The sequence below is a fragment of the Pseudoduganella sp. jia 12 genome, from assembly GCF_055502675.1.
In genome coordinates, this window is record NZ_JBUXKP010000006.1 from 16,281 (window position 1) to 31,147 (window position 14,867).

Consider the following 14,867-nt stretch of genomic DNA (forward strand, 5'->3'; position numbering starts at 1 on the left):
CATCGTTGTATGACATCGTACAACCTTATCGAAAGCAGGGCAAGCGTTTTGCTACGTGGATTGTTGCTTCAAAAACGGGGGCGTAGCCGGGATTTCAAGGAGCCGCGCTCCTTGTCGGCGTAGCGATGCTGGCTTGCAAGCCAGCATTCCTTCCGTACCCCATTTTCCAAGCAATGTTTCCTGAAAAATGGGGACGTACCCCATTTTTCAGGAAACTTCAGCTGCCGGTGCTTTCTTCCTGTGCCTTGCGCAGCCGTTCGCGGCTGTTGGAGAGGTGGGTGCGCATCGCGGCGCGGGCGCCCTCGGGGTCGCGGCGTTCGATGGCGTGGAAGATGTCTTCGTGTTCGCGGTTCACGCGCTGCAGGTAGGCCGACGGCTCGTCGTGCGACAGCTGCGCCGAGTTCAGGCGTGCGCGCGGGATGATCGTGGTGCCCAGGTGCGTGAGGATGTCGACGAAATAGCGGTTGCCGGTGGCTTGCGCAATCAGCATGTGGAATTGCATGTCCGCCTCGATCGAGCCGCCCTGCAGGATGCGCTGCAGCGCTTCGCCCATGTCGCGCACCTGCTGGTCGGTGCGGCGCGCCGCGGCCAGCCAGGCGGATTCCGTTTCCAGGCTGATGCGCAGTTCAAGGATCGCCAGCACGTCTTCGATCGTGCGGATCGTATCCGGCGAGATCAGCAGCGCCGGTGCCGGCGGTTCCAGCACGAAGGTGCCGATGCCGTGCCGCGTTTCCACCAGGCCGGCGGCCTGCAGGTGCGAAATCGCCTCGCGCACCACGGTGCGGCTCACGCCATGCAGTTCCATGATCACGGATTCGGTCGGCAATTTTTCGCCGGGTTTCAGCACGCCTTCCCGGATGCTCGTGCCAATGCTTTCGACCACGCCCTGGGCAAGGTTGCGGTGGCGCTTTTTCGGCGCGGCGGGATGGGTGGCGGTGTCGGTCATGCGCATGAGTGTCCTCGGGAAGAGGTCGATTATACCAGCACGCTACCCCGCTCCGCCGGGTTGTATGATGACTTTACAACTCATCTTCAATTGTCGCGAAATTGTCTTTTATGCATGTCAGGCCGGCACAGGCGTGGAAAGCAGTGCTACGCTGGAACACTCGATTACATGGAGGACTTCATGCGATATGCCATCCTGACCATTCCTTTCCTGCTGGTCGCTTGCGCCGCTCCCGCTCCGGGAGACCAGGTCAATACGTTCAGTGAAGACACCAGCTACGTGCCTACCGGCAGCAATATCCCGCGCAAGAAGGTGGACAAGGACGGCAAGACCCTCGTGCTGTCGCGCGACGATGCCGGCAAGATGCTGCACGACGCCCAGTCCATGAACAATGCGGCAGGTAGCGGCCGGAACTGACACGTGAAATCCGCCTGCCTCGCCGCCGCGCTCTTGTCTGCCTGGTTGTCCGCATGCACCGCGCCCGGGCCGGCCGGCGAGGAACCCGTATTCGAAGATGCATACACGCCGACCGGCAGCCTCATTCCCCGCAAGAATGCCGACCGCGACGGCAAGCGTGTGATCCTGTCGAAGGAAAATGCGCAGAAAGCCGTCGAGGAAGTGCAACGGCTCGGGGGCGGAACGGTGCTGCCCCGGTAGGGATGCCAAAATAACGGCATGCCTTCCCGCTGCTGATATACTGTATAAAAACACAGTATGTTTCTGGTGGGTAAGCATGAGAATAAAAATGGTCAAATTGCGGATGGGGGGTGTGTCGCTTCCCAGCCGTGTTCTGGGAGACCGGGCCGCGCCGCGTTTCGGCGACTTGCGCATCCTCGACACGGACGACCAGGGCCTGCGCCGCCCCGTCAAGCTGGCGCGGTTGATGGCACACGATTCCCAGGTGATCCGCGAAACCCTGATCGATCCCCGCATCCTGTGGTGCGGCGATAACCGTTTTACGCTTACTGGCTTCGAGCGCATCCGCAACCGCCATGGTGAAACGGTCGAATACGCGCAGTCGTGGCTGTGCGAGATCGATACCAGTCCGCCCGATCCACGGCCCGATACGCTGCGCGCCGCGTCTTACAAGGACCGTTGACCCGCAGCCGTTCACGCAGGTTCATGCAGGTTCATGCCATGTCGGGCCCGATGCCGGACGGGCCTCGCACACCGATGCCACGTAATGACCAGCCCGCCTTGAACACTGGTTCCGCTGATGTCGTTTGCGGTTGAGGAGCACCAGCGGCGGTCGCCGAAGCGCCCGCAGCCGCGCCTCCGGCAGCTACCATGAACCGTCAAACGCTGAGCGAAAGGCATATCATGACCCCGGAACAGGCAGCCATCCTCCTCGAGCAGCTGGCGTTGGGCACCGACCCGCGAACCGGCGAGCTGCTGCGCGAAGGCGACGCGTGCACGGCGCCCGAAATCATTCGCGCATTGTTCATCGCGCGCAATGCCTTGCAGGGCGTGCTGGTTGCGGAACCTGCCCGCCCGGCGCGCCGTGGGCCGGTGATCCGCAACGGCACGGTGCTGCCGAACGCGGGCAAGAAATGGTCCGCCGACGATGCCGACACGTTGCTCCGGCAGTTCGAGGCCGGCAAGCCGATCGGCGAAATTGCCGCGCACCTGGGGCGCACCGATGGCGGCATCGTGGCAAGGCTCGTGCATGCCGGCGTGCTGCCGGACCGGGAAGCCGGTTATGCGCTGATCCGGGAGCGCCGCGCACAGCAGGCGTGAACCTGCATCCGGCGCGGCTGGATCAGCCCGAGACTTTGCCCATCGCGGGCGCTCCGCTGGCCACGACCCTGTTGCGGCCAGCGCGCTTGGCATCGTAGAGTGCCACGTCGGCCGCCGTGAGGATCGTTTCGACCGGCGTTCCCGGCTCGTTCCAGTGCGCCACGCCAATGCTGACGGTAGCGTGCAATTGCGTGCCGTCCACCAGCCTGATCGGCTGGGCGGCGAAGGTGTCGCATACGCGCTGCGCAATGGCGAGGCCATCGTGCAGGCCGCATTCCGGCAGCAGCACGGCAAACTCTTCGCCCCCGAGGCGGCCCAGCAAATCGCCCTTGCGCAGGCAGCCTTCCACGAGGCGCGCAAAGCCGGTCAGCACCTCGTCGCCTGCAGCATGGCCATATGTGTCGTTGACCTTCTTGAAGAAATCGATATCCATCATCAGCACCACGGCCGACGGCGCTTTCAGCCGCACGGGCGCCGCCAGCAAGGCCTGCGCGCCGGCCAGGAAGCCGCCCCGGTTGAGCACATGGGTCAGCGGATCGTGCGAAGCCGCATGCTTCAGCCGCGCCAGCAGCTCGTTGCGCGCCATCATCACGCTGGCGACCGTCAGCGGCGCCAGCGCCGTCAGGATCACGCCCACGCGCAGCGACATGATCGCCTGCGGGCTGTCGACGCTGGCGCCGATCACCAGCGTGCCGCTGGAAATCGCCAGCAGTGTCCACACCGAAAAAGCAAACGTGATGCCGGCCGTGGCAAACAGGCTGTAGGTCAGCGCGCACCAGAGCAGCGCCGGAACGGGGTAGGGAACGACCCCGGGGCCGCCCAGCACGGTACCCAGCCACAGGCTGCCGATGAATGCGCCGAGCGGTGCCAGTTGCTCGACGCGCCAGCCCGGCCAGTCGCTGCGGCGCTTGCGCCAGGCAAGCGGGTGCGACAGCCTGGGCATGGTCAGCATCACGGGCAGCATGGCGATGTAACTGACCAGTTCCGTGGTGAACCAGAACGCAAAGCCGTTCAGCGGCGTGCCGCCGAACAGGACAGGGTGGATGAAGATGCCGCTCACGCCGGCCGCCGCGGCACCGGCCGTGACCACCAGCACGAAGGCCAGCATCGAGCGCGGATGGCGCAAGCCCAGGTAATCGGCGCTCATGCGCCTGAACAGCAGGTAGCAGACCGAAATGCCGGCGAAATTGGTCAAGACGAGCATGATGGTCTTCGGCCAGCTGTGCGCCATGGTCAGGTCGGCCAGTACATAGCCGGCGATCGCCGCGATCCAGTGCGCCACGCCGGGGGGATGGGCGCGCCGAAGCAACAGGCCGACCAGTACCGCATTGGCCGGCCAGAACGCCGCGAGCACGCCGGGGACCGCGGTATAGATGCCGACGATCGAGCAGGCATACACGATCACGCCGACCATGAGGGCATCCTTCAGGTCGAAGTCGGCGCGGGCCCGGCCGTTGGCGGCGGACCGGTCAAAGCTCATGCGTTTCCTCCCATGCTGACCCGGCAAAGCGGCCGGTCGCGGTCCGCCGGGCGGCAGGCCGTCAGGGCATTCATAGCAAGAAGCCGCCGATCGCGGCGCCACGGATGGGTACCATCGGGCCTGGGCACCGTCATTTCGCCAGCTTCACGAGCGGCTTGTCCTTCTCCACGATATACGTGGCCAGTTCCTTCGATTCACCATCGCCCACATTGTGCGCCGAGTGCACGGCGCCGGCCGGGATGAACAGCGTTTGCCCCGCCGTCAGCGTGACGGGCGGCTGGCCATCGATCCGGTACTCCAGCGTGCCCTCCAGTACGAAGGCGACTTCCTCGCCGGGGTGCGAGTGGCGGGGCGCCTTGACGCCGGGTGCGAAGTCGACCCGCACCTGCACCAGTTCCTTGCCGGGCACGGTGAGGTTTTCCTTCAGCAGGTCGACGCGGCCCAGGCCCGCCACCTGGGCATGGGCACCCATGGACAGCGAAGCGGCGAAGAGCAGGGCGGTGGCGGCGATGTGGAGGCGAAGGGTTTTCATGGCGGTTTCCTGTGTGATTGATGGAGTAGTCACAGTAGGCCACGGCCATGTGTAGGGGAAACGTCGGCATGTATCCGGCCGGGCCGCAAAGTTGTCCTGCGGGGCGGCGGATACATGCCGGTACAAATCGATCCGCCAGGATCGTGCCGTTCAGCGGCTTTCATGGGCATCGGTCTGCTTTTCGGGGCTCGCAGCGACAAATGCCGGCAGCGCCTCACAACGCCGGGCAATGGCTATGAGCGTTGGATACGGCGCCAGGTCGCAGTCGAAACGGCGGGCGTTGTACAGTTGTGGCACCAGGCAGCAGTCCGCCATCGTGGGGGTGTCGCCGTGGCAGAACAGGCCGGTACCGGCAGCACCGGCGACCTGGCGTTCCAGTGCTTCGAGCCCCAATGCCACCCAGTGCCGGTACCACGCGTTTTTCTGCTCGGGCGTCACGCCCAGCGTGCCGCTCAGGTATTTCAGCACGCGCAGGTTGTCGATCGGGTGGATGTCGCACGCGATCGCCTGCGACAGTGCGCGCACGCGGGCCCGGCCGCGCGCATCGGGCGGCAGCAAGGGTGGCTGCGGATGGGTTTCGTCCAGGTATTCGATGATCGCCAGTGACTGCGGCAGTACCAGGCCATCGTCTTCGAGCAGCGGCACCAGGTGCTGGGGATTGAGCGCGTCGTACGCCGCAGCGAACTGCTCGCCGCCGTCCTTCAGCAGATGTACGGGTACCAGCTCGGCATCGATGCCTTTCAGGTTCAGCGCGATGCGCACGCGATAGGCGGCGGAGCTGCGGAAGTAGGTATGCAGTTTCATGGCGGTTTCCGGTTCGTCGTGGCGGATGCCAATGTACGGCAGTGGCGCGGATTTAGCGATATGAATGCGGAAATGGACTGTATTTATATTGTGAATGCGGTTGTGGATGCGATTGTGGATGGCGCCGCCGGCAAAAGATCGCAACGTGGCGTGGCCTGCCGCTCCACGATGGCAATATCGTGTTTTCACGAACAAGGTCGCGGTCATGGCACACGTCGTATTGCTGGGAGATTCGATTTTCGACAACGGGTCGTATGTTCCCGAAGGCATGCAGGTTGTCGAGCAATTGCGGCGCCGGCTCGGTGCCGGGCATGAGGTCGCGCTGGGCGCGCGGGACGGCAGCGTGCTGGCGGACATGGGGGCACAAGTCGGGCGAATTCCCGCCCTGCGCCAGGCCCCGACCCACCTGATGATCAGTTGCGGCGGCAACGACGTCCTGGGCCTGGTCGGTGCGATGCAAACCCCCGCGGCCTCGGTGCTGGAAGCCGCCGAGTTGCTCGCGGCCTGGCAGGCAGGCTTCCGGCGCGATTACCGTGCGATGCTCGATCTCGTATCGGCCTGCGGTATTCCGTTCGCCGTGTCGACCATCTATGACCAGGTGCCCGGACTGTCACCGGGATTGCGCGGCGCGCTGTCGCTGTTCAACGATGTGATCCTGCGTGAAGCCGTCATGCGTCGCATCCCGGTGCTCGACCTGCGCCTGGTCTGCCCGGCGCCAGGCGATTACGCTGCATCGTCGCCGATCGAACCGTCGTCCGAAGGCGGGCGGAAAATCGCTGCGGGGATTGCGGCACTGGTACTCGGGCATGACTTTTCGGCCGCGCGAACGGTTGTCTTTGGCGCCGGGGAAGGAGAGCCGCAAGACGTTCCGTGATGGCGGCACATTCAGTTCGAACACATTTGTCCGAGCTTTCGGGTGAGCGTTTCCCGGGCGGTATCGAGCCGTTCCGGATCGGTCCTGGTGGACAGCGTGCTCCGGTCCTTCCTGCCCAGGAAATAGGCGACCCGCTCGGCGTTCGCGCCCGAAGGGTGCGGCAAGCCGTCGAGGATCTGTCCGGGCTGGAGCACGCCCTGGCTCGCGAGCCAGTGCAAGCCGTTCGCTACCGCGGGGCCGAGCGGGATAAACAGGGCGTGCGGAAACAGGGCCGCTTCGTGCGCAAAGTACCTGGCAATCTGCTGGCGCAGGAATGGATGATTGACCGGCGCCGGCGTGCCGCTGTAGTTCTTTCCGCCATGGCTGACGGGATGGCGCAGCAACGAGGCGATGTGCAGCAAATGGGCGTCTTCGCCGAAAAGGGTGGCGCAAGTGGGCAACCCCAGCCAGTGCTGCAGGCCGATGCGATCGAGCAGCGCGACCAGATTGGGGCGAATGGGACCACTGAAAGCGCCTGCCCGCTTGGCGGCGAACAGCGCATGCTCGGGTGTTGCGCCGCCCTGTAATTGAACCTGCGCCTCCGCAACGGCGTTGCGCCACTGGATGAAGCCGGGTGTCAGGCCGACCAGCACCACACGTGCCGCGAGGTTGATGGATTCGAAGGGGATGTAGTTGACTTCGAGGGTTCCGTGCCGATCCAGCAGGAAGGCTGGCGGAATCCCGTCATGGCCGCCTACCGCTGACAGGTCGACGCTACGGATTTCGGAAACGTATCGGGAGAACAGCTGGGTCATTTGATGTCGACTGTCGTGGTCGAATGCCATTGTGCAGCCAAACGGTGCGTATCCTGGCGCCACCCCGGTTTGCCGCTTCATGCAGGCCCTTCCGAGGGCGTACGGGTGAATGTTCAGCCGAGCGGCCAACGTGCACCGGCACCGACCGCCCGAAGTCTTGGGCCGTCCCTGATCGAGATTCGCCGGGAACTGGGCACATCTTCACCGGCTGAAATTTTAGCCGGACTGCCCCAGGCCACTGTCGGTCCCGCCTGCCGATGGCGGATCATAGGCGCTGGCACCGCGCACGTGCGAACTGGTCATGAGCTGCATGGGCTGAACCCTATCACGAGCGAGCAGGGTTCCGGTACCAGCGGCGCTTTGCTTGCTCAACGCCTCAGCAACAAGCACGCGGCGCTGTCGATTCGCTTGAAAGCAGTGCATGTTGTGGTGCCGGCACCGTATCCAGGGTCGAGGGAGGTGCATCAGGCCACTGTGTAAAGGCGCGGTAAGACAAATTAGTTCGTGGCTCGCCTTTACACAATGGCCTGACATCGCCCCAGTTCCGATAGTCTCAAAAACGATCGCCGGAACAAATTGCTGCTTACGAGATACGTCTGAGCACCTGAATGCCCGCCTTAAAATAGCGCACGTTTTTCCGTTTGGCGGTGGATTCCTCCCTTGCCGGGCCGCCGATGCGGCGGCTGGAAGCGGCATTTTGCGGCCGCGATCGCGCATCGCGACGCCAGGCATGCAGGGTGATCAGTCCTTGCGCCGGCGACGCCGTGCCACGGCACCAACAGTTGCCAGCCCCAGGCCCAGCATTGCGTACGTTGCGGGTTCGGGTACTGCCGTCACTTCGGTCACGGTCATCGTTACATCCTCGGCGGTGAACCAGCTGTAGATCTGGCATTGGGTGCAATACGTCTGCTTGTTGATTTGCCCATCGGCGATGCTCCAGCCGGTGCTGTACGCGATCCAGGAGTCCCATGGGTCGTCAGAGCCTCCATAATATTGATATGTATATGCATAGAACGTCAGTGCATTGCCACCCGTGTAGCTGAAGTCACTGACGCTGCACTCTGTGGATTGGCAGGGCAGAATACTCTGGTAATCAAAGGTAAGGCTTGTCAGTTCGCTCGTCACGATCTGTTGGTCGCCGTTTGCGTCGATCGCGCTGAAAGAGCCTTTGAAGGAGTAGTCGCGTATCGCGTCCAATTCGGAATAATAGAACTTGCCGGCCCACGTGAAGTCCCACTTTTGTTCGAACTGCTCCGCTTGGGCGGAAGCGGCACACGCCGCCAATACCATTGCTGCAACCTGTTTCAACATTGGCTTATCCTTTGTAATGAGAGGGCTCGTTGCCGTGACCGGCGCAGATCGCCCAGTGCAGCATTGTAATATTAAAAATATAACTCAGCAATTTCCATGATCGTATGCAGGGCGCAACGCTTGCAAACAGGAAGCTGGGTCGGATTATTTTCCAAATGCTGGCGATAGAATAAACGGCATTCAAGCGGTTGGAAATCGCGATGAAAAATGTTCTGATTAATACGAACGGGCATTGAAGCGGCGATTGGAGATCCGCAATCCTGGCCACTGTACGCTGGCGGTCTCTGCAGATTCTTGCACAAAAATCGTGTTGATCATCGAGCGCCGCTTGCCTTGGCCCTTTCCGGCATGGGCCAAGGCATTGCGGATAAAGCGGACGCAGCAGCTCTGCCAGCTCATTTTGAGCGCTCTGCGCGTTATGGAGGCAAGCCGGCACCACTATTGCAGGCACCCTGACACGAATCGTTTGTGACGATCCCGGCACGGTCGCCGATATCATCCGATGGATGCTGCGCCGCTGCCGGCGCGGTTCGTGCCCAACTACCGTGGCTGGCGCAAACGCCTCGGCATTGTCATTGCGCTGCGCCTGGATTATTTTGCGGGCACGGGTAACGGTTCAGGACAGGTGCTGCGCGCGGCGGCGTGCCGCGGCACCCACCAGTGCGAGGCCACCCAGCAGCATTGCATAAGTACCCGGTTCCGGCACGGCGCTGGTCACCTGGAAGCTCGCGGTATCGACAATGCCTTGGGCATTGCCGATGGTGACGTCGATGACGTCGTTATAGTAGTAATAGCCCATCGAGAAATCGCCGGCACTGGACAGCAGCGCAGCCGACCCGGCGGCCGGCAGCGTGCCGGCAGTCAGCACGTCGGCCGCGTAGGTCGTCCGCAGGTAGAGATCGTGATACATGTCCCACGGACCGCCGCTGCGGGTGCTGAAGTTCAGCGACAGGGTGGTCAGGACATTGCCGGCGCTGTCTACGCTTGCGTAGCTGCGGGCCTCGAACCAGCCGGTCAGTACCGCGTGGCGCGTGAGGCCTTCGTAGGTCAGCTGCACGTCGATATCGCCAGCTTGCCTGGCAATGCCGCTCGTAGGCCAGTCGGCAAAGTTGGCCGTCACCTTCACCTGGTAGGGGCCTGTACCGTTCACCTCGCCGAAGCCCCAGTCGTACATGGACCAGAAGTCGGCGCTGCTGCCACTGGCGGTTGCCGTCACCGTGGCCGGAGCAGCGTGCGCCTGTGCCGCAGCCGCGCTGCACAATGCGATGGTGGCGATGGTTTTCTTCAGCATGTTTGTTCCCCTGTTGTTTATCAGGAAAGACAGTTTAGCTAGGATTGATGAGAATACTATGGTGGAGCCAAGAATTATCTTATATGCAACAATAGCGGATTGCAAGGCACTCTGCGGCGTGCGTTGCGACCGACCCGCTGGTGCGCCTTGACCGAAGGTGGCAGATGTAGCGCACCACGCCATGGGGCACCATCTCGTTGTTCCCACGTGACTGCGGGAGCAGCGAAACGCCGCAGTGTTTGCACTTGCGCGCGTTCTTGATCGCCAGCTCGCGGCAAGCCATCCTTATTTTTAAATCCATATGGGCGCTGTCTTCGGCTAGTACCGCTGCAAAAACCTTCCTGCCTTTTTGGTGCTCCGACAGGGCAGCATCAAAATCAGCTTGCGTTTCAATGCCTCCAAGTGCGCGATACGCGTCATTGCCGAGGCGCCATGGCTGAAGAATATCGTCGCTGTTATCCTGGTCGAAAGAACCTGATAACGCACCATTGCGATCGAAGAAGCGCTTCCTTCATTCGAGAATATATTGAATGGATCACCGGTCCTGAATTTCCCTACTATTTTATCGCGCCAAACTTCTATCTGGTCCAGATAATCAGCCCGGCGCTGCATCATTGCGCGCCGGGCTGGAAAAATGGGATGGTTTGCAGGCCCGGCCATTTGCGTCGCGGGCGGCGTGCGCTGGCTGGTGCCCGATCAGGCCGGATTCATCAGGCCGCACAAATAGCATAGGGAAGAGCTCGAGCGCCGCTGCAGCGTATGAATGGCCGTGGATCGACCGCGACAGGGCGCCAGCTTGCGCCGGCTCGGTGATGGCTGCGAAGTGGGCTTTCGGCACCGCGAACAGGGCGCCGCGCAGATCCGCCGCCACGTCGCGCTCGACCAGGCCGCCAGCGACGGTAAAGCGAAAGGCCTGGCCGCAGAGCTGCCTGATCTTGTGCGCGCACTCCAGAGCGCCGCGTGCCTCTGTCTTCTGCAGCGCGGCCAGCACGTCGCGCCGGCCGATCTCCGATACAGGCATCCTGCCGATCGACGGAAATACGTTCTTCTCCAACCAGCTGGAGTTCTTTTCCTGGCTGGTGGCGGCCCGGTTCGCGGCGGTCCTGGCCAACCAGGTGCGTGCGACAGTCTCGAATGTACTTTCCGCAACTGTAGCGCGTGCTGCACGCTCTTCACGTTTTGCCCGGATTGGATCGATGCCGCTGGCCAGCAAGGCCCACGTCCAACAAACTACTGAGCTTTGAGGCTACTGCGTGATACAGCTTGAGGTAACAAAAAACCCGCAGTGCCTTGAGAACACGCGGGTTTGAGCTTTTATGATGCTTTGAGATACAAGAGGGTGGTGCCGGGAACCGGAATCGAACCGGTACGCCTTGCGGCGCGGGATTTTGAGTCCCGTGCGTCTACCTATTCCGCCATCCCGGCAACGCGCCGTGCATTATCACTGATTTGCCCAGCAGGAGCAACCCTGCACGCTGCCACTGTTAGCGCCAAGTAGTAATGTCTCCTGTGGATGTCCCTCAGCATACATCGACGTGATGGACGCGCTGTGCATCTGCATCCGCAATTACTACGGCGGCACGAAGCAGGCCATTCGCTCCGTGGACAACGTATTCGCTACGCAGCCGTTCGGGCCGAACCGCGAGCCGGTCGAGCCACAGCCGGACGACTACACGGCCTTGTTCATCGTCGGCACGTCGCTCGGCGGCGGGCTGCATGCGCTGGCGTGGGGGCAGCGCATGTTCTTCGGCCATTTCAGGAATTGCATCTTCATGAACGCCCGCACGGTCGACTCGCACGTGTAGGGCGGCGAGGGAGCGATGGACCGCATGCGCGAAGAGGCCGCCGAAACGCTCGAGTCAGCCATAACTTTTCAATTGAATCGTCCAGCAGCACAGTGCCTGTATAGCTTCGTCTCACCCGTTCACCATGCAGGAAAGGCATGGATGAAGGATGGGAAGTCATGGGTTACCGCGACAAGCAAACCTGCCTTGAGCATAAAGCCGGCAAGTTCGAATCGTACCCCGGGCACATGCTCTCCTGCTACCTGATCCGCGATCCCGACCCCACCGGCCCGCTTGAATGGTAGCCCGGCACTCAAGGCATTCCAGCCCATCCACTATGCCCTGCTGCAAAGCGTTCCATGCGGGGCGCCATGCATTTCATCCCGCATTTCCGACGCTTCATCGCTTCCCGCTGCCCTCCCGAAGTTGTCTTTGTTACCTTACACACGTCGCCGCACATTACATAAGAGGCGGTGACCACCTGGCAACCACTTCGGAGAATCACATGAACAAATCGATCATCGGCGCAGCAGCAGTCATCCTTGCCATCCTGTCGCCATTCGCAGCAGCACAGTCACCAGCATCGCAGGCACAGGACCAGGCAAGCGTGTCCGTCACCGCACCGCGCCAGTCCTACACGCTGGGCACCAACGAATTCACGGAATTTGCCAACGCCTATGCGCTGAGCAACGGCCAGGTTGCCAGGTTCGTCCAGCGCGGCAACCATTACTATGTCCAGCTGAAAGACACCCTGCGCACGATGCAGCGTGCCGACAGCACCGCCCGGTCGATCGCCTCCACCCGGCTGCGTCCGGTTGGCCCCGGCGCGTTCGTGACCGACAGCGGTGCCGAGCTGACGTTCCACGACCATGGCGACGAAGTGCGGATCAGCGGGTTCGAGCGGCTGCCGGAAGCGCGCGTGGCCGCCAACGAAGTGAACGTGCAGATGATCGCGCGCCGCTGATGTAAAGCGATGCGCACCAACGGCAAAAGGCCCACATCAGCGGGCCTTGTCGTATCTGGCGCAGGGAACCTTATGCGGCCAGGCGCAGCGGCACAGGATCGAGGCGCTCGTGCAGCAGCTTGAACACGTCGTCCTTCGTGAGGACATAACGTTCCATCAGCACGTCCTTCAGCGATTCCATCACGTCGCGATAGTCGCCGATCGACTTCAGCGTTTCGCTGTACAGTTCGTCCGCCTTGGCTTCCACCTGCACCAGCGTGTGCTCGCCGCTCATCTCGTTCTTGAACTGGCTGTAGTCCAGCTTGGAACGGGAATACATCGACAGGCTGTTGACCATCGTGTGCAGCATCGAGGTCGCTTTCTGGATGTCGTTCTGGCTGCCCACCGAGATACCGCGGGCACCATAGAACAGTTCTTCCGCCGCCACGCCGCCGTACAGTTGCATCACGTCGCGTTCCAGTTCTTCCAGCGTGCGCAGCGACATGTCGTCACCGGCGGAGAGCACGTAGCCCAGCGCGTTCAGCTTCGACACCGATTCCGTGCTGATCTTCAGCAGGTGCGACTTTTCTTTCACTTCGTCCAGCGTCATGCCGGCACGCAGGAACGGGTCGATCTGCATGAAGAAGTGGCCCAGTTCGTGCAAGGCGATGCGCTCGCGCTGGCGGGTCTTCTCGGCCGTGGTGGCGCGGTCGGTCAGGCCGATCGTGGCGCGCTCGAAGGCACGGAACATCAGGTCGGTGTTGATCACGGTCTTGTCCTGGATCGACAGCAGCGAAGCGCGGTCGACCACGGTTTCCAGCAGTGCCGGCGACAGGTTCTGGGTGATTTCCGCCACCTGGTCCAGGTTCATGTCGTTCCAGTCCACCAGGCCTTCTTCCTTGCGCTTCAGGAACGAGCTCAGCAGTTCCCGGCGTTCCTGCTTGTTCGGCAGGCGGAAGTTGATCTTCACCGAGAAGCGGCGCAGCATCGCTTCATCCATCTGCGAATTGTTGTCGTCGAAGTTCGACGCCACCACCCAGATCACGCCTTTGCCTTCGTCGCTCTTCACGCCGTCCAGCAGGCCCAGCAGGGTGTTCGCGGTATCGTCTTCCCATTTCTTCTCGCCGCGGCCGCGGGGCATGAACAGCGCCTGGGCTTCGTCGAGGAAGATGATGCAGTTGCCGCGTGCTGCCGCCTTGCGGTACAGCGCGTTCAGCGATTTCGAACCGCCACCGATATAGCCCGATTCCAGTGCCGAGCCCGAAGCCGAGATCAGCGGGTAGCCCAGGCGCTTGGCCAGGTAACCGGCCAGCTTGGTTTTACCCGTGCCGGCGGGGCCCGTCAGCATCACGTTGAACGGCTTGTCGATGTTGTGCTGCTTGTAGACTTCGCGGTTGCGGATCATGTCTTCCAGGTGCAGCACTTCCTGCTTGATGTCTTCCATGCCGATCAGGTCGTCCATCGAGCCCTTCAGCTTGTCCGGCGAGATCACGGAAGCGGAGGCGCCGCCCATGCCGGGAATACCGAACTTCAGCACGAACAGCAGCAGCACCACGAGGAAGATGTCGAACGCATGGCGTTGCAGGAAGGCAGTCACGCCTGCCATCTTGCCGCCGTCGTCCAGCAGCACGGCCTTGTGATTGGCCAGGTAATCCTCTTTTGCGATCGCGTACGGCAAGCCGTTGCGCAGCAGGACTTCACGCTCCAGGCTCAGGTGGGAGGTGCTCGGCACCTTCACCACGTGCAGCTGGGCCGAATCCTTGAACTTGTAGATATAGCGGGGCGAATCCGACAGCGGGCGGGCGATCAGCAGGTAATCGAGCCGTGCGCGCTGGCCAACGAGTGCCGTGATTTCCGAGATGTTTTGCGAGCGGACGACCGGGCTGGTGTCCTGCGTCACTTCGGTGCGGATGACAGCGAAAACCACGGCTGCGACTGCCAACACGACGAGGGCAAGGCGCACCCAGGTGTTCTTGAGCGCAAGCTGAAGTTTATAGAAATTGAACATGTGGCAGACTCAACAAGACAAGTATTGTCATTAGCAAGACACCGATGCGCGGTTGCGGGGCGCATCAGCACCAACTGGTTAATCCGGCACGCGAGGTGGGGCACTGCCGGAGTGTCGTTGGCGAGGCACGGGCGCTGCCTGGGCGACAGCTTGTATATGTTGACCTGTAAGCGGTCTTTAATGCCGGGCGGCAACGTAGCGTATATGTGGACTATACCGGGCCACACAAGCTTTGTCTTTAGTTTCCTGAAGAAAAAATCTTGAGGCACAACAGGTTTTGCAACTGTTAATTACGGTCTGTCTAGCCTGATTTACAAGGGCTGTTTCACGGAGCGTTTCGCCTCGTGCGGCAGCGGCCCAGGT

General features: G+C 62.0%; 17 protein-coding genes, 1 tRNA gene and 1 pseudogene. 8 read left to right on the forward strand and 11 right to left on the reverse strand.

What is annotated here, in order from left to right; translation table 11 throughout:
- Positions 1 to 217: 217 nt before the first annotated feature.
- Positions 218 to 952, reverse strand: a complete 735-nt coding sequence (locus ACY65G_RS14365) for a FadR/GntR family transcriptional regulator (protein ID WP_464997327.1) — start codon at positions 950 to 952, stop codon at positions 218 to 220.
- Between the two features lie 174 nt (positions 953 to 1,126).
- Here ACY65G_RS14365 and ACY65G_RS14370 point away from each other — a divergent pair, with 174 nt between their 5' ends.
- The 4 genes from ACY65G_RS14370 to ACY65G_RS14385 all read left to right on the forward strand — a co-directional run bounded on the left by ACY65G_RS14370 (position 1,127) and on the right by ACY65G_RS14385 (position 2,683).
- A complete protein-coding gene (locus tag ACY65G_RS14370; protein ID WP_464997328.1) occupies positions 1,127 to 1,363 on the forward strand; it encodes a hypothetical protein in 237 nt (78 codons plus the stop codon).
- Positions 1,364 to 1,366: 3 nt separating this feature from the next.
- Positions 1,367 to 1,603 carry a hypothetical protein gene (locus ACY65G_RS14375; protein ID WP_464997329.1) on the forward strand — a complete coding sequence of 79 codons (237 nt, stop codon included), beginning with the start codon at positions 1,367 to 1,369 and terminating at the stop codon, positions 1,601 to 1,603.
- Between the two features lie 88 nt (positions 1,604 to 1,691).
- Positions 1,692 to 2,045 carry a hypothetical protein gene (locus tag ACY65G_RS14380; RefSeq protein WP_464997330.1) on the forward strand — a complete coding sequence of 118 codons (354 nt, stop codon included), beginning with the start codon at positions 1,692 to 1,694 and terminating at the stop codon, positions 2,043 to 2,045.
- Between the two features lie 188 nt (positions 2,046 to 2,233).
- Complete coding sequence (locus tag ACY65G_RS14385) at positions 2,234 to 2,683, forward strand: hypothetical protein (protein ID WP_464997331.1); 450 nt, start codon at positions 2,234 to 2,236, stop codon at positions 2,681 to 2,683.
- A 22-nt stretch (positions 2,684 to 2,705) separates the two neighbouring features.
- Here ACY65G_RS14385 and ACY65G_RS14390 read toward each other — a convergent pair whose 3' ends face one another.
- The 3 genes from ACY65G_RS14390 to maiA all read right to left on the reverse strand — a co-directional run bounded on the left by ACY65G_RS14390 (position 2,706) and on the right by maiA (position 5,499).
- The gene (locus tag ACY65G_RS14390; protein ID WP_464997332.1) at positions 2,706 to 4,163 is read right to left on the reverse strand and encodes a GGDEF domain-containing protein; all 1,458 of its coding nucleotides are present in this window, start codon (positions 4,161 to 4,163) and stop codon (positions 2,706 to 2,708) included.
- Positions 4,164 to 4,293: 130 nt separating this feature from the next.
- Positions 4,294 to 4,695 carry a cupin domain-containing protein gene (locus tag ACY65G_RS14395; protein WP_464997333.1) on the reverse strand — a complete coding sequence of 134 codons (402 nt, stop codon included), beginning with the start codon at positions 4,693 to 4,695 and terminating at the stop codon, positions 4,294 to 4,296.
- 150 nt (positions 4,696 to 4,845) lie between these two features.
- A complete protein-coding gene (gene maiA / locus ACY65G_RS14400; protein ID WP_464997334.1) occupies positions 4,846 to 5,499 on the reverse strand; it encodes a maleylacetoacetate isomerase in 654 nt (217 codons plus the stop codon).
- Positions 5,500 to 5,617: 118 nt separating this feature from the next.
- Here maiA and ACY65G_RS14405 point away from each other — a divergent pair, with 118 nt between their 5' ends.
- Positions 5,618 to 6,373 carry an SGNH/GDSL hydrolase family protein gene (locus tag ACY65G_RS14405; protein WP_464997335.1) on the forward strand — a complete coding sequence of 252 codons (756 nt, stop codon included), beginning with the start codon at positions 5,618 to 5,620 and terminating at the stop codon, positions 6,371 to 6,373.
- 11 nt (positions 6,374 to 6,384) lie between these two features.
- Here ACY65G_RS14405 and ACY65G_RS14410 read toward each other — a convergent pair whose 3' ends face one another.
- From ACY65G_RS14410 to ACY65G_RS14435, 6 genes and pseudogenes are all read right to left on the reverse strand, one after another.
- The gene (locus ACY65G_RS14410; RefSeq protein ID WP_464997336.1) at positions 6,385 to 7,167 is read right to left on the reverse strand and encodes a hypothetical protein; all 783 of its coding nucleotides are present in this window, start codon (positions 7,165 to 7,167) and stop codon (positions 6,385 to 6,387) included.
- Between the two features lie 741 nt (positions 7,168 to 7,908).
- On the reverse strand, positions 7,909 to 8,478 hold the full coding sequence (locus ACY65G_RS14415; RefSeq protein ID WP_464997337.1) for a PEP-CTERM sorting domain-containing protein: 570 nt from the start codon (positions 8,476 to 8,478) through the stop codon (positions 7,909 to 7,911).
- Between the two features lie 264 nt (positions 8,479 to 8,742).
- Positions 8,743 to 8,898: pseudogene (locus ACY65G_RS14420) on the reverse strand (transposase); the annotation flags it as partial.
- Between the two features lie 196 nt (positions 8,899 to 9,094).
- Positions 9,095 to 9,769 carry a PEPxxWA-CTERM sorting domain-containing protein gene (locus ACY65G_RS14425; RefSeq protein WP_464997338.1) on the reverse strand — a complete coding sequence of 225 codons (675 nt, stop codon included), beginning with the start codon at positions 9,767 to 9,769 and terminating at the stop codon, positions 9,095 to 9,097.
- 595 nt (positions 9,770 to 10,364) lie between these two features.
- The gene (locus ACY65G_RS14430; protein WP_464997339.1) at positions 10,365 to 10,982 is read right to left on the reverse strand and encodes a tyrosine-type recombinase/integrase; all 618 of its coding nucleotides are present in this window, start codon (positions 10,980 to 10,982) and stop codon (positions 10,365 to 10,367) included.
- Positions 10,983 to 11,109: 127 nt separating this feature from the next.
- Positions 11,110 to 11,194 (reverse strand) — tRNA-Leu (locus tag ACY65G_RS14435).
- A 110-nt stretch (positions 11,195 to 11,304) separates the two neighbouring features.
- On the opposite strand from ACY65G_RS14435, the gene ACY65G_RS14440 reads away from it, so the two are divergent.
- From ACY65G_RS14440 to ACY65G_RS14450, 3 genes are all read left to right on the forward strand, one after another.
- Positions 11,305 to 11,574 carry a hypothetical protein gene (locus ACY65G_RS14440; RefSeq protein ID WP_464997340.1) on the forward strand — a complete coding sequence of 90 codons (270 nt, stop codon included), beginning with the start codon at positions 11,305 to 11,307 and terminating at the stop codon, positions 11,572 to 11,574.
- A 137-nt stretch (positions 11,575 to 11,711) separates the two neighbouring features.
- On the forward strand, positions 11,712 to 11,858 hold the full coding sequence (locus tag ACY65G_RS14445) for a hypothetical protein (RefSeq protein WP_464997341.1): 147 nt from the start codon (positions 11,712 to 11,714) through the stop codon (positions 11,856 to 11,858).
- Positions 11,859 to 12,058: 200 nt separating this feature from the next.
- The gene (locus ACY65G_RS14450) at positions 12,059 to 12,517 is read left to right on the forward strand and encodes a hypothetical protein (RefSeq protein WP_464997342.1); all 459 of its coding nucleotides are present in this window, start codon (positions 12,059 to 12,061) and stop codon (positions 12,515 to 12,517) included.
- A 70-nt stretch (positions 12,518 to 12,587) separates the two neighbouring features.
- Here the strand turns inward: ACY65G_RS14450 and ACY65G_RS14455 are convergent, their stop codons facing one another.
- Positions 12,588 to 14,504: an AAA family ATPase gene (locus tag ACY65G_RS14455; RefSeq protein ID WP_464997343.1), complete on the reverse strand. Its 1,917-nt coding sequence runs from the start codon at positions 14,502 to 14,504 to the stop codon at positions 12,588 to 12,590.
- Between the last annotated feature and the right edge of the window lie 363 nt (positions 14,505 to 14,867).